General features: G+C 65.4%; 12 protein-coding genes and 1 pseudogene. 11 read left to right on the top strand and 2 right to left on the bottom strand.

All coding sequences use genetic code 11. The features are described 5' to 3' along the window. Window positions 1–121 precede the first annotated feature (121 nt). From ELR45_RS29010 to ELR45_RS28985, 6 genes and pseudogenes are all read left to right on the top strand, one after another. Window positions 122–553 (top strand): DUF4260 family protein, encoded by a 432-nt coding sequence (locus tag ELR45_RS29010; protein WP_129669415.1) that lies wholly within the window; start codon window positions 122–124, stop codon window positions 551–553. 64 nt (window positions 554–617) lie between these two features. Next, window positions 618–938, top strand: a pseudogene (locus tag ELR45_RS29005) (aldo/keto reductase); the annotation flags it as partial. Between the two features lie 82 nt (window positions 939–1020). Beyond that, window positions 1021–1335, top strand: a complete 315-nt coding sequence (locus tag ELR45_RS29000) for a hypothetical protein (protein WP_205857488.1) — start codon at window positions 1021–1023, stop codon at window positions 1333–1335. A 180-nt stretch (window positions 1336–1515) separates the two neighbouring features. Continuing rightward, window positions 1516–2469 carry an NAD(P)-dependent oxidoreductase gene (locus ELR45_RS28995; RefSeq protein WP_129669413.1) on the top strand — a complete coding sequence of 318 codons (954 nt, stop codon included), beginning with the start codon at window positions 1516–1518 and terminating at the stop codon, window positions 2467–2469. An 84-nt stretch (window positions 2470–2553) separates the two neighbouring features. Then, a complete protein-coding gene (locus ELR45_RS28990) occupies window positions 2554–2886 on the top strand; it encodes an ATP-binding protein (protein ID WP_338069615.1) in 333 nt (110 codons plus the stop codon). A gap of 129 nt (window positions 2887–3015) precedes the next feature. Further along, entirely contained in the window at window positions 3016–3438 is a 423-nt protein-coding gene (locus ELR45_RS28985; RefSeq protein WP_129669411.1) for a hypothetical protein, read from the top strand. A 673-nt stretch (window positions 3439–4111) separates the two neighbouring features. Here ELR45_RS28985 and ELR45_RS28975 read toward each other — a convergent pair. After that, the gene (locus tag ELR45_RS28975) at window positions 4112–5875 is read right to left on the bottom strand and encodes an acyltransferase (RefSeq protein WP_205857487.1); all 1764 of its coding nucleotides are present in this window, start codon (window positions 5873–5875) and stop codon (window positions 4112–4114) included. Further along, window positions 5868–7958: a heparinase II/III domain-containing protein gene (locus ELR45_RS28970; RefSeq protein ID WP_165368205.1), complete on the bottom strand. Its 2091-nt coding sequence runs from the start codon at window positions 7956–7958 to the stop codon at window positions 5868–5870. The genes ELR45_RS28975 and ELR45_RS28970 overlap by 8 nt, the downstream gene beginning before the upstream one ends. Before the next feature lie 421 nt (window positions 7959–8379). Between ELR45_RS28970 and ELR45_RS28965 the strand changes: the two genes are divergently transcribed. The 5 genes from ELR45_RS28965 to ELR45_RS39520 all read left to right on the top strand — a co-directional run. Next, window positions 8380–9045: an RraA family protein gene (locus tag ELR45_RS28965; protein WP_205857486.1), complete on the top strand. Its 666-nt coding sequence runs from the start codon at window positions 8380–8382 to the stop codon at window positions 9043–9045. Between the two features lie 83 nt (window positions 9046–9128). Further along, window positions 9129–9848, top strand: coding sequence for an SDR family oxidoreductase (locus tag ELR45_RS28960; RefSeq protein ID WP_129669407.1), 720 nt, complete (start codon window positions 9129–9131; stop codon window positions 9846–9848). 43 nt (window positions 9849–9891) lie between these two features. Next, a complete protein-coding gene (locus tag ELR45_RS28955; RefSeq protein ID WP_129669406.1) occupies window positions 9892–10965 on the top strand; it encodes a glycoside hydrolase family 88 protein in 1074 nt (357 codons plus the stop codon). Between the two features lie 48 nt (window positions 10966–11013). Continuing rightward, window positions 11014–13095, top strand: coding sequence for an ABC transporter substrate-binding protein (locus ELR45_RS28950; RefSeq protein WP_129669405.1), 2082 nt, complete (start codon window positions 11014–11016; stop codon window positions 13093–13095). 129 nt (window positions 13096–13224) lie between these two features. Beyond that, on the top strand, window positions 13225–13839 hold a 615-nt coding region (locus ELR45_RS39520), incomplete at its 3' end, for an ABC transporter permease (RefSeq protein ID WP_205857485.1).

The following is a 13839-nucleotide window of genomic DNA, read 5'->3' as shown; positions in this document are numbered from 1 at the left end:
CGGTGCGGGAACCGCCGTCATCCTCGCGGGGCCCTACCCCGACGTCTTCGCGACCGCGACATTGGTCGCCGGTGGCGAGTACGGGCTGAACACGGTGTCGCAATAGTTGGTTGGAGGCCTCATGAGACAGGTCCATCTCACTCAACGGGTCGAAGCGGGAGCCGTGGCTCTGCTCGCCGTTGTCGCGGTCGTGGTGCTGTATCCCGCATGGTGGTGGGTGCTGCTAGCTGCGTTCCTCGTGTTCGACCTCTCGATGCTGGGATACGTGCGGTCGACCGCCGCGGGGGCGACGTCGTACAACCTGGTCCACAACTATGCATTGCCGGCCCTTGCGGGGCTGACCGCGCTCGTGACGCAGCCTGCGTTTCCGGACCTTTCGGCGGCAACCGGAGTCCTGGCTTGTGCGTGGGCCTTCCACGTCGGCGTTGATCGCGCCCTCGGCTACGGTTTGAAGATGCCGGACGCCTTCAGGCACACGCACCTCGGACGGATCGGCAAAGACCCGGTGCGTGGCGACACGGACCGCCCGTCCGTTTGGGAACCGCGACGATGAGCCCCTCGCGGGCTTCTCGCCTGAGTTCCACTGTTGAACGACATCAGAGAAGGGCACTACTGCGATGAGGACCATCCCGCTGAACGGGCTTGACGTCTCACGCATCGGCCTGGGGGTTATGGGGGTGTCGGCGTTCTACACCGGCGCTGGCCGTGACGACGGCGAGTCGATCCGCACGATCCACCGGGCCCTCGACCTGGGGGTCACGCGCCGCGACACCGCAGACGCATACGGCCCGTTCACCAATGAGGAGCTGGTGGGTCGCGCCGTGAAAGGGCGCCGGGAGCAGGTGGTGCTGGCCACCAAGTTCGGCCTCGTCTCTCACACCGGGCGCCCGGGTATGGACAGCTCTCAGGCCAACATCCGCCTGGCTGTGGAGGGTTCGTTTCCTGCACGGCACCGCCGACAACATCCTTCCCATCGAGATCACCGGGCGCCGTGATGGACTGCTGGCCGGCGTCCGTGCCGTGCTCGTCGACGGTGCGGAGCCCACGGTCCGGGTCGCTGCGCTCCTCTACGGCAGCGGAATGCTGCCCCACTTCGACCGCGATATCCCGTGGACCTCACCGGTCATCGCCCGCGCCGAGGAGCTCAAGGAAGGCACCTGGGGTGCGGGCGCTGCGGCTGAGGCTGTGGCGCGTACCGTCGCCGCGACCATCGTGAACAAACGTCATCATCGCCGCGGCCGCGATCCCACGCGGATAGCGAGACGCAGGGCCCCTGCCGCGTCTCGCCTCGGCGAGGCCCACCCGCACCGCAACGTTCCGATGTGGCAACCATAACTTTGTGAAGGAGTCCACGTTGGACCCAATCCTGCTCGCCGGTGGCTCCGGTCTTGTCGGGCAATGGGCCGCATGCCATCTTCGCTCGTCACATCCCAATGTCCCACTGCTTATCGGTGGACGCGACCTCGTGAAGGCTCAGAGCGTTGCGAGTCGTGTGGGCGCCGCGGAGGCTGTCACGTGAACTTCGACGCGGAAGACCTGGGACTCGGAAATCGACCGGTCGCCGCGATAGCCACGCTTTACAGGGACGACCGCTTGTCTGCCCTGGGTTTCGCGCAGTCACGAGGAGTTGGGCATATCGGCATCTCGGCCGGACCGCACGAAATCGCCCCGGAAGTGGCGACCTTCATGCATCAACCAGGCCGCGCACCGATCGTGCTGGGTACCGAGTGGCTGGTGGGCGCCACGACGATCCCTGTGCTGCAGCTGGCCTCGCTCTTCAGACGAGTCGAAGGGATCCGTATCGCTGCCGTCCTCGATGATCAGGACAAAGGTGGGCCCGAGCAGGTCGCTGACCTGGAGCGCCTGACCGGCGCATCACCGCTCGCCTTGGAACGCCGCGACGGCATTTACTCATGGCTAGCTGCGGGCGATATGCAGACAACGATCCACGCCGTAGACGGCACACGCATGGAGGCACTCGCGATATCACCGCTCGACATCGTTGCGCTGGGAACCGAGACGGGTGCAAAGAACGTCCGCTTCGATCTGGCCGAGGGCGTCAGCTTCACGCGTCGCAATGGCAGGGCGATGTCGACAGAGATCATCGTCGAGGTGACTGGCGCGGACTGGGCGGATCGGCCCCTCCGAATCCGTCAGGCGGTGATCCATCCGCAAGGGCAGATGTCCCGCACCGGACTCGGCGTCGCCATGGTACTCGAGCGACTGGCCAAACGGCACTTCATAATCCACGGTTATCGACGCATGAGATCATTTGCAGCGGGCGTCGGCATATTTACCGCCAGTTCAGGCCTGGCATCCTGGCACGCCAAGGAGCGGGCTTATGACCCAGAAAAGGTACGGCGAAGCACGTCTGCGGCCGTATGGACGGCAATGCACTTTGACGAGATAGAAGATATTCTCAGCGCGGAATGTAGTGGAGACGACGTGGTCGAACCCGAGATGTCGTGAAATCATCAATTTTAACAGCGTTCAGGAGGTGAACGCCGCGTAAGGCGTGTGCTTCCCGATCCGGTGTGCCCAGGGCACCGCACCATGGGCAGGTCATCGCAGTGCGCGCAGTGGCTGATCAGGGGGCGCTGCGGGGATTGCCGGCCCTGCCGTATGTGCTCGCCGATCAGCAGGTACGCCGGCTCGCTGGACCGGCCTCCGCGGCGTCCCGCTGCGTGTGCCGAGAACAACCAGATGAGCTGTCTAGACTTCCTCGGCCTCGTCACCGGCGAGGAAGCCGGGGTCAAAGACGACCGACACTTCCGTAACCAGCTACGCCTCGCACGGCTGCCCCACCAGAACCCCCTCGACGAGCTTGACTTCACCCTCCAACCTGAGCTCGACGTCCGCAAGAACCCGTACCAGACCGACACGTGAGGTCGTACGCCGACACACGGCCTGAGCTGTTGCTCCGCCTGACGCGCCTCGGTTACGCTAATTTCCCCGTTGCCCAGACAGAGCAAGCGCGTTAGACGAGGAGCGGAGTCGTCCCTACCATGAGACGCTATGCGCAGCCTGGGCGAACGTCTCGGCTCAGATTGCTTGTTTTGTCTTCCCTCATGTTTCTATTGGTATTCGTGCACATCAGACTCGACAGTTGAGCTGACTGTGCAGGTGACGGCGGACCTCTGCATCGATGAAACGACATGCGAATCGATTGCGATACCTGGCGCCATGGTCACGGCAACCTCGTCACCGTCCGGCGACTTTCGTGAGACCGATACAACCAGCATTGAGGGCTTAGCCAATTTCTCCTATGAACCCGGCGACGTAGAGAGTTTCGGGGTCACCGCGGTTGGTGGCTTACTCCCGGCTGATCACGAGGCAGCTATGGTCGTTGAACCGCAGGAGAACGACTTTCAGACGGTACTCTTTGTGGGTGCGCTGCACATAGGCTCAGCGGACATCACATGGCAGCTTACCGATTAGCCGCGATTCACGGGACGCGGTCCCGGGTCCGCTTCCCGTGATGCGGAGTGGGTTGACCTGCAGGAACGTTGATGACTCGGCGGCGGGGGAGTAAGGCGTGAGGAACAGCGCGTGATCCAGCCGCGGAACCCCCTCGGCCACGCTGTTCGGGCTGTCTTCGTGAAGAAGGTGCGCGCTGCGCACCGTCAGGCGGACCTCCCCACCGTTATGTGGACATGACAACTGCGACCTTGCCCTCGTGGCAGCGTGCCTGTTCGGCCAGCGGTACTTGGCCAACGGGGTGACCGCGCACACCGTACGCGACCGCGTCGCTGAGCTGTACCTTCGCGCCGTTCCTGGCCACGATGGTTGCCAGCTTCCGGGCCGAGACCATCGCCAGCAGAGCTCATCTGGAGACATCGCCGGCTTGGTGAAAGGGTTTCATGATGCGGCTGACCGTCGGCGACGTCGTCATCGGCCGTGACCTGGTGACGATTCACGGCGAGAAGAACATCTCGGCCTGCCGGCAGACCTTCTCATCGGCACGGACGGCACGATCCTCGCGGCGAAGTACGGCGCACATGTGGATGACCACTGGTCCGTCGAGGAGTTGCTCGAACTCGCTAGAGCCTGATAGTCATCACTGCGAAAAGCCGCGACTCCACCATGCACGCGGGGTCCGTCCATCGCTTGGTCACCGTTGACTATTGAGATCCCCGGCGCGTTCCGGGATGCGCGCGATTCGAGCGTCCGGCCGGTGAACGCCGCGCGGCGCGTAGCCGAGTGCGCCGGCTTCGCCCAGAACGCTGGCGAGGTACCAGGTGATGGCGAGCCACATCTCTGTGCCTTGTAGCCCTGGTTCCGCGTCGAGTCCGTTGCCTGGCCGTGGAGCGAAGCCGAATCCGGCGTGCGGATGCCAGCGTCGCAAGACCTGGTCCAATTGTGTGGCTGCCCACGAGTGGACGTCCGCTCGGCGGTAGCTTGTCTGTGCGCCGGTCAGCCACAGCGGATGGATGACGTCCAGTACGTCACACGCCGTGCCGCCGTCCTCGCCGAACCATCGGGTGTCTCGGGTGTGCGCCAGCACGGTGTCGATCACCTGCTCCGGGTGCGGGACGGGGAGGCCGAACTGGGCGAACGTGCCGCGGGTCAGGCGGTAGTAGCCGTTGACCATCTGCCGGCGTGCCTCGGAGACGGTCGGCGAGCCCCACATGCCCGTGTGGGCGTCGACGTGGGTGTGTAGCCAGCCGATCAAGGTGTCGAGTGTGCCGCGGATTCCGAACAGATGCCGGTTCCAATACAGGCCGGTGGCGAAGCAATCGATCCAGTCTCCGGCGGACCATGCACGGTCTGTCCACGGTAGCGATTCGAGCGTGGCCACAAGCTGGTCGGACGTGATGTCGTGGACGGCCGTGATGGGATGCGGGAACGACGATCCGAGCAGCTCGAGCGCGTGCCCGGCGGCCAGGATGTGGTAGCGCACCGGGCCGCCGCCGAGATCGTGGTCCTGGAGTGTCGCCTGCCCAGGACGCACGGCTTTCCCATCGATAGTGAGCTGCGGCACCAGCCCTGTCGCCTGGACTTGCCAGTTGCCGAGGCGGTCGATGATCAGCTCGGCCGGCAACTGTGCTGGCGCCCGGCCGAGGAGCAGGTCGGAGATCTCGACCGCATCACACAGCGCCCGGACGGTCGGTGGCCGGCCTGGCCGGTCGACGAACCACCCGCGGACTTCGTCGTCGGTGGTCGTCCAGCAACGTGCGAGCACATCGACGGCTTGCTCCCGCACCACCTGGCCGAACTTCTCCAGCCGAGCCGTGAGCGTGCCGTGCTGCGCAGCCGTCGGTCCGGCCGACGATCCGGCACGTGGGTCACGACGGTCTCGTAACCGGCGCGCCGGGTTGCCAGCCACCACCGCCCAGGCCGGCACGTCCCTGGTCACCACCGCACCTGCTCCGATGACGCTGTGTTCGCCGATGGCGACGCCGTCGACGACCACCACGTTCGATCCGATCCACACGTCGTCGCCCACGGTGATCCCCTTGCTCGCCACCGGCTGGCGGAAGACCGGGCGATCCGGCTCCATCGAGTGGTTGAACCCCAGTAGCGACGAGTGTGCGCCTATCCGTACACCGTCGCCCAATCGAATGTTTCCGCGAACAATGGTGTAGGCGTTCACTGTCGTGTCCGCGCCCATTCGCACCGATCCGGTCACGTAGGCGAACGCGGCGATGTAGGAGCGCTCGCCCATCACGAGCTCGTCCGGATAGCAGGCCGCGAGCTCGGAGACGAAGCATCTGTCGGCGAACTGAGCGTTCCGGTCTGCCAGTTTCCGCTGGTAGCCGAGCTGCGAACGCTGCTGGTCGGCACTGGCCGACTGCCAGAACTCCCATGCGTTGAAGTCGAGTATTGCGCCCGCGAGCCCCTTCGGATCGGGCACGTGCTCCTGCTCATCAGTCACGGTCGACTCCGCTCCCTCCCGGCGACTCGACGGTGAGGTCCGAGTCGATCCGGTACGCGCAGCCGTGCGCCACGTGCTCGAGCAGCAGTATCTCGTCGTTGTCGGCTCGGAGCCGCCACAGCACTTCGCCGTTGCGGTCGAACGTGAATCCATCGTCGAGCGTTCCTGTCATGTGCCACTGGCGTATGCCGGTCTCCGCGTCGAGAACGATGCCGTAGATCATGGTGTGGGTCTTCGCGGGCTCGGTGCCGGCGAAGGTGTAGATGTGCGAGGCGCCCTCGCGACTCTGGCCTGGCTGATTCGGTTCGGGATGGTAGACGTCGTGCATGTAGCCCCAGGCGCGGTCCAGCCGGCTTCGCCCGGTGATGCCGTCGGAGATGGCCGCGAGCTGGAAGAGCTTGGCTGCCGCTGTCCGGCGCCGGAACACTAGCTTGGTGTCTGCCGCGATGTTCGTGCGTAGCACGTTGTCCCGGTTGTTGAGCACGAAGTGGCTGTTGATCCGTATCGGCGTCGCGGCTTCGATCCGGTCGACGATGATCACCAGGTGCGGCAGAACGGCGATCCAGGTGCGTTCGGCGCGCTGGATGGCGTGGCGGGCGGGTGCATCCTGCCCAGCGTCGTCGTCGTGCTCTCCGCGGTATGCGGCCGCGGCGTCAGACCGTACGACGACAACGCCGTCCCTTTGACGCAGCAGCGTCAGCCGGTTGGATGCAGCGTCCCCTGCGCGAGGTTTGCGCTGCTCGATTAGGTCTCCAGGGAGATCCGGGCGTTCGAACGTCCAGGTGCTGTGTGAGCGAGTTCTGGTGGAGGCCCACTGCGCGGCCAGCCGGTAGCAGCAGTGGCCCGGATCGGCGAAGAATCGCTCATCGCGATGCGCGAGGATGAAACTGTTCTGGTCGGCGTGGCGATGCGAGTGGGTGGTGAGTGGTTCGTGGCCGCCCTGTATCCCGAGGATGGTGGTGGGCTCGTGCCACTGGTCCCGCACAGCGACGGTGCCACATGCGAAACCCTCGGCTGTATGAAGCTTCGCTTCTTCGGGAGCGATCGCCGGAGCGGTGTCGTCCAGCATCAGCAGGCTGCTCCAACGGAACTTGTTCGCGAACCCGAAACTGTCGCCCTCGACGGGTCCGAGCTGGGGCTCGGCGTACGTCTGGTCGAACAGCCACCGAGCAAGTCCGGCGTCGACCGGGTGTGTGTCGCGGGCACGGGACGCGATGTGCAGGAGCAAGTCCGCGGTGGGCCGGAAGATGGCCGCCGAATCGCCGAAGTTCAGGGCGCGTGGAAGGCTGGCCTCGCCCCACCCCGCCAGCGGCTTGATGTACAAGTGGGAGTTGACGACCCATCGGATGCACCTGGTGTACCCATCATGGTCGAGGCGCTGCGCGAGCGCTGAGCGGTGCTGTACCAGCACCTCGTACAGGTGCGCGAGCTGGCCGCTGGCGTAATTCCAGTACTGCAGTGACTCGCCGTAGCTGTCGGACTCGTACAGCGTGGTGGCGATGCCGAATCGTTCGACGGTCTCCTCGATGGCCGGTCCGTCCTCGAGGAAGACCGAGGCGGTGCCGTAGCCGTTCAGCATGACCATGAACCAGTTGTTGAGTCCGCGCCGGGCGTCCGTTCCGAGGCGATTATCCAGCGCACGCTTGCACAGCAGTTGCCCTCGTTGCCGGATGGTTTCGCGGATCCGCTCGTGCTCGCCGTCGCTGAACAGCTCAGGACAGAGTGACGCGACCGTGGTCACGGCGAGCGTGATGTGAGCTGTTTCGAGCATGCCGGCCGGCGGATCGGTGCGAGGCCGGAAGAACGGGCCGACCCAGTCGTCCGCCGGGCGGGCGCAGATGGCGAGGATTTCGTTCCGCAGCCACGACGCACGGATCTCGTCGGGTTCGAACCGATGGGCGGCGGCGACGTCGATCAGCCGTTCCCAGACCACGTGCCACCACTGCATGACGCCGTCTGCAGTGGTCACGCCAGGGGTTTCAGTCCACTGCCGGGCGCGTCCGAGCAGGGCTGTGTAGAGCTTGGCCTGATGTCCGGGACGGTGCGCCAAGGCGCGGACGCGTTCGACGTCGTGATCGGACAACGTGATCATGCTAGGGCCGCCGTTCTGACGAATTGAGGGCACTGGGAAGGCCCAGTCTCGCTTGTCGGACACTGAGCCGCCATAGACTCTTCGTCGCCGATTTGCACGGAACGCCGTAGCTGCGCGCCGGGACCCCATCGGCGATAATCACAATCGAATAACAGGCGCTGCTCGGAAGCTGGTTGATCGTCGCTGCTCGCCGGTGTCGAATAGTTGACTCGTCGGGATTCGCGAAGCATCCACGCCCGGCGATATGTGCAAATAATTGATGCCGCGTCTATGGAGTCTCCCTAGCGGGTCCGGCAAGCTGCCGGAAACGAGAAAGCAACCCCGGAGGACATCAGATGGTCAAGTTCAAGATACGTGGCAGAACGGATGGCCCTCGCGCACAAGGTACCGTGTCGAACGTCGCGAGTTCGCATTGAGCGCGTTTCCCGTCCCACCGGATGAGTTGTGCCGGCGTTACACAGAGCTGTTCACTGCCGCTATCAATGACGTGTTGCGCACCCGAGGTCTGGTCGATCAGGCGCTTCCGCATGAGATCAGGCCGTTGCGCGACGAGATGAAGGTGGCCGGCTTCGCCTTCACGGTCTCCGGCGAGAAGAACCGGGACGGCGCGGATGACATGCCTGAGCGCGCCGCGATGCTGGAGGCGATAGGTCCCGACATGGTGTGCGTGTGGGAGACCGGGCACGACGACGAGTCCGCACAATGGGGCGAGGTCATGACCATGGCGGCGAAGCGCCAGGGCTGCCGTGGTGCGGTGGTTGACGGCGGTGTCCGGGACACCGACAAGGTGCTGAGCCAAGACTTTCCCACCTTTGTCCGTTACCGCAGTTCGAACGGGATGAAGGGGCGGTTTCGCATCACGTCGTGGCAGGAGCGGATCTCCATCGGCGGTGTGTCGATCGCACCGGGCGACGTCATCGTGGCTGACATCGATGGGGTCATCGTCGTCCCTCGAGCTCTCGCATACGACGTCCTGGTCGAGGCCGAGCAGGTCAGACGGAACGAGGTCGGCATCAAGGAGATGATCAGCGACGGGGCCACCCCGCGCGACGTCGTCGAACGCGGCGGCTACTTCTGAGCGAGTCCCGTGATCACGGACGGATCGGCTACACCGTGGCCGGCTCAACGGTCGATGGTCACCAGGGAAGGAGAGATCGGAGCATGGCAGATCTGAGCGGGCGGCGCGTCGTCGTCACGGGTGCGGCCGGCGGGATCGGCTCGGCGCTGGCGGCGAGGTTGCACCACGCGGGTGCCAGCCTGGCATTGACGTCCCGCTCTGCCGACCGGCTCGGCAGGGTCGTGGCCGGCCTCGGCGGCGAAAGCCGGCGACTGTGGGCGAGCGCCGCCGACGTGACGGAGGAGGAACAGGTACGCGGGTTCTTCGCCGCGATCGACGAGCGATTCGGTGCCGTCGACGCGCTGGTCAATGTCGCCGGCATGTCGATTCCGGGGCGGATAGCAGAGACAAGTGTGGACGACTATCAGGCGATCTGGAACGCCAACGTCACCTCGGCGTTCTTGTGCTGCAAACACGTACTTCCCTTGGTCGACGGCATGGCCGGCGCGTCGATCATCAATATCAGCTCTGTGGCCGGCCTACGGCCGAATCCGACGGCGCCGCTGTACTGCACGGCCAAGGCGGCGCTGGACATGTTCTCCCGGGCATTCGCGCTGCAGGTCGAAGAGCTGGGCGTCCGGGTGACCACGCTCAGCCCGGGCGGCACGGACACACCGTTCTGGGGCGAGCGACCAGTGGACCGTTCGAAGTTCATGAGCGCCGACGACGTCGTCGACGCGGTGATGTTCGTCCTGGGCACGCGTCCGCAGGTCCGGATCAGCTCGATCGAGTTCGAGCCGTTCACGCGTGCGACGGCGAGGTGATGAACAGTATGTGTGGTCACGTGCTGACGCTGGGAGCGTCGCCATGGTGAGGCCGCTGGATGTGGCCGTGGGGCTCTACGGACACTACGAGAGCATCGATGAGGTCAAGCACTACTACGGACTGCTGGCGATCTACGGCCTGGCACGCACTGCCGACGCGGCCGGCGACGACGATCTGTGGGCGCGGTGCGAGAAGATCCTGCGGCGGTTTCCGGACGAGATCGACCACCCGACCTACAACTTCCCGAGCTACACGATCGGTGGAATCTCGCAGGCCTACCTGCTGGCTACCGGCAGGATGGGGGACCGCGCCCACCTGGTGCGCGAATACGCCGACGAGATGATGCGCGCGCCCCGCGATCCGAGCGGAATCGTGATCATGCCTCGCGAGCCGGAGTCGAACAAGATCTGGATCGACGCCGCCATGGCCACGACGCTCTACCTGTTGTATGCCGGTCTCGCGCTGGCGGAACGGAGCTACGTGGACGAGGCGGTCCGGCAGGCCGTGTTGATGTACGACGAGCTCCTCGACCCAGACGCCGGCCTGCTGCACCAGTGCAAGAACGTCGTCGGACCGGGCCTGTACTCGCAGGACCACTGGGGGCGCGGCAACGGCTGGGGGTACCTGGCTCTGGCCGAGCTGGTGGCGGCCCTGCCCGCGGACTCGCCGCACCGCGCCGGCGTCGTCGAACGTTTCCGGGCGCTGTCCGCCGCGTTGCTGGCGCACCAGTCCGAACGAGGGCTGTGGCGCCAGGAGATCCCGGACGACCACTCCTACGAGGAGTCGTCCGGCACCGGGTTGATCCTGTACGGCATCGGGCTCGGCATGCGGCACGACGCGCTTGACCCGGCCAGGTATGCCGAGCCCTTCCGCCACGGCGTCGCCGGCCTGGCCGGCATCTGTATCAACCCTGACTTTTCCACTGAGTTCAGCTGCCCGGGGTGTCTGGCCCCGGGCGAAGGCAAGGACAAAGGCACGGTCAAGGCGTACATGACGTTGCGCCTGCCGTACCTCGACGAGCGGCACAGCTTCGGGCCGCTGATACTCGCCCTGACCGAAGCTCACCGGCATGGCATCACCGACGTGCGGTTGCGGAACCGCCCGCACGCACTGTGACCGAGCCGACGAAATGACCAGCGACGAAGAGATGAGCAGGAGGCTCCAATGAAGAGGCACCTGCGGGATGATCCCGCACGCTCCAGGCCCGGCGGCTCGGGAGAGCAGGCCGTGGAATACATGGAACGCACGGACACATCGGCTCCGCGCCGGCGACGCGGCATCGGCCACGGGGTGCTGGGCGCCCGACGCGTGCGGACGCTGGTGGCGGCACTTGCGGCCACCAGCCTGTTCGCCGCGGCGTGCAGTTCAGGCGACGGTGTCGATGAAGGCACGTCCGAGGACGGCGACGCACCCGCTGCCGAGCTCGGCGGTGAGGCTCCGACGCTGGCCGAGCGGGTCGAAGCCGGGGACCTGCCGGCGGCGGAGGAGCGCCTACCGGTCGAGCCGCTCGTCGTCGAACCGGTCGAAAGCATCGGTGCGTACGGCGGCACGTGGGAGACGGCACTGAACGGCCCCGGCGACGACGAGTGGATCGTGCGGACGATCGGGTACGAGGGTCTGCTGCGGTGGGTTCCGGACTGGACAGGTGCCCCGGGTGATGACGAGATCATCCCGAACATCGCCGAGTCGTACGAGGTCAGCGGGGACGGCACCGAGTACACGTTCACCCTGCGCGAGGGTATGAAGTGGTCCGACGGAGAGCCGGTGACGGTGGACGACGCCGTGTTCGCCTATGAGGAGATCACGCTCAACACCGACCTGTTTCCGGCCACTCCGGCGCAATACGTGAGCGGTGGCGAGCCGGCCACCCTGCGGGTGGAGGACGACCACACGTTCACGTTCGTCTTCGCCGAGCCGAACGGCATGTTCCTCCAGCAGTTCGCCGAAGGCGTGGCGGGCGTCGTGCCGGCGCATTACCTGCGTCAGTTCCACGCCGACCACAACGACGACATCGACGCCTTGGTGTCGGAGGAGGGGTTCGGCAACTGGGTCGAGCTCTTCGAGTACAAGCGCGAGATCCACAGCAACGCCGACCTGCCGGTGCTGAATCCGTGGGTGGTCACGCAGGCGCTGGGCGATGGTTCGAGCGTGGTGGCGGAACGGAACCCCTACTACTGGAAGACGGATCCGGAGGGAAACCAGCTGCCGTACCTGGATCGTGTGCGGTACCAGATCCTCGACGACGAGCAGGTCATGCTCGCCTCGGCGCTGCAAGGTGACTTCGACCTGCACGCGCGGACCTTCAACACGCCGGTGAACAAGCCGGTGCTGGCCGAAGGACGCGAGGACGGCGACTTCGACTTCTTCTCCCTGGGATCGACGCTCGCGAGTGAGCTGGTCATCATGCTGAACCTGACGCACCAGGACGAGGCACTCCGGGACGTGTTCAGCGGCAAGGACTTCCGGATCGGATTGTCGCACGCGATCGACCGCCAGGAGATCATCGACACGGTGTTCCAGCGCCAAGGGGACTCGTCGCAGGTGGCGCCCCGGCCGGCGTCTCCGTTCTACAACGAGCAGCTGGCCACGCAGTACACCGAGTACGACGTGGACCTGGCCAACCAGTTCCTGGATGATGCCGGGTACGACGAGCGAGACTCCGACGGGTACCGGCTGGGGCCGGATGGTGAGCGGATCAGCTTCCTGGTCAGCCACGCGAGTGTTCCGAGTGAGACCGCGGACGCGCTGGACCTCATCTCGGACTACTGGGCCGAGGTCGGTATCGAGATGAGACCGGATCCCATGGACCGGTCATTGTTCGAGGAACGACGCCGGGCGAACGAGCTGGATGCGGCGGTGTGGAAGGCTGGCGGAGGGCTGGACGTGGTCCAGAACCCGTACTGGTATCTGCCCGTCTCGGACCGTTCCGACTACGCGCAACTATGGGCCGAGTGGCACCAGACGGGCGGCGAGTCGGGCGACGAGCCGCCGGAGCCCACCCAGCGGCAGCTCGACCTGTACGGGCAGCTGCACGAAGAGCCGGACGCGGGCGAGCAGCAACGGTTGATGGAGGAGATCCTGCAGATCGCTGCGGACGAGTTCTACCACATCGGGGTGCTCCAACCGATCGACGGTTACGGGATCGTGAAGAGCGAGTTCCGCAACGTTCCCGAATCCATGCCGGAGAGCTTCCGGGTGCGGACGCCAGCGCTCACCAATCCGGAGCAGTACTTCAAGAGCTCGTGACGTGACTGACACGACCGGTCGGCATCGCGACCGTGCCGGTGTCCGCCCGTCCCGCGACGGGCGGACACCGCGGGACCTGCCGTGCTGCGTCATTTCCGCGCTGACCATCGCCGCACCGAGGAGGCCGGCTTGCTGAACTACATCCTTCGACGGCTGGCGTACATCGTGCCGACCATGCTCGCGATCTCGTTCGTCTCGTTCGCGATCATCCAGTTGCCGCCCGGTGACTTCGTGACGACGCTCGTGGCGCAATTGGAAGAGGACGGGGAGACCGTCGACGCCGCGGCCCTGGAAGCATTGCGGTCGAGGTACGGGCTGGACGAGCCGTTCCTCGTGCAGTACTGGAAGTGGATCTCGAACATCGTCCTGCACGGAGACTTCGGATACTCGTTCCAGTGGAAACGCCCGGTCACGGCGATGCTGAGCGACAGGTTGCCGCTGACCATCGTGCTGACCTTGTCGACGTTGCTCTTCACCTGGATCGTGGCGTTCCCGATCGGGATGTACTCGGCGGTCAAGCAGTACTCGATCGGCGACTACGTGGCGACGACGTTCGGGTTCCTCGGCGTGGCGATACCGAACTTCTTGCTGGCGCTGGGCCTGATGTACGTGGCGTTGACGGCTTTCGGGGCAGATGTGGGCGGTCTGTTCTCGCAGGAGTACCAGGACGCTCCGTGGAGCGTCGGCAGGTTCGTCGATCTCCTCGGGCATCTGTGGATCCCGATCATCGTGTTGGGTACCGCG

The organism is Phytoactinopolyspora endophytica, assembly GCF_004138495.1.
In the GTDB taxonomy this organism is placed as follows: Bacteria; Actinomycetota; Actinomycetes; order Jiangellales; family Jiangellaceae; genus Phytoactinopolyspora; species Phytoactinopolyspora endophytica.
This window is presented reverse-complemented; position numbering and strand designations above follow the sequence as displayed.

Coding starts and splice junctions, on each gene's coding strand:
- ELR45_RS28955 (WP_129669406.1), top strand. CDS start 9,892: ATGGTGAGGCCGCTGGATGTGGCCGTGGGGCTCTACGGACACTACGAG.
- ELR45_RS29010 (WP_129669415.1), top strand. CDS start 122: ATGAGACAGGTCCATCTCACTCAACGGGTCGAAGCGGGAGCCGTGGCT.
- ELR45_RS28990 (WP_338069615.1), top strand. CDS start 2,554: ATGGGCAGGTCATCGCAGTGCGCGCAGTGGCTGATCAGGGGGCGCTGC.
- ELR45_RS28950 (WP_129669405.1), top strand. CDS start 11,014: ATGAAGAGGCACCTGCGGGATGATCCCGCACGCTCCAGGCCCGGCGGC.
- ELR45_RS28985 (WP_129669411.1), top strand. CDS start 3,016: ATGCGCAGCCTGGGCGAACGTCTCGGCTCAGATTGCTTGTTTTGTCTT.
- ELR45_RS28960 (WP_129669407.1), top strand. CDS start 9,129: ATGGCAGATCTGAGCGGGCGGCGCGTCGTCGTCACGGGTGCGGCCGGC.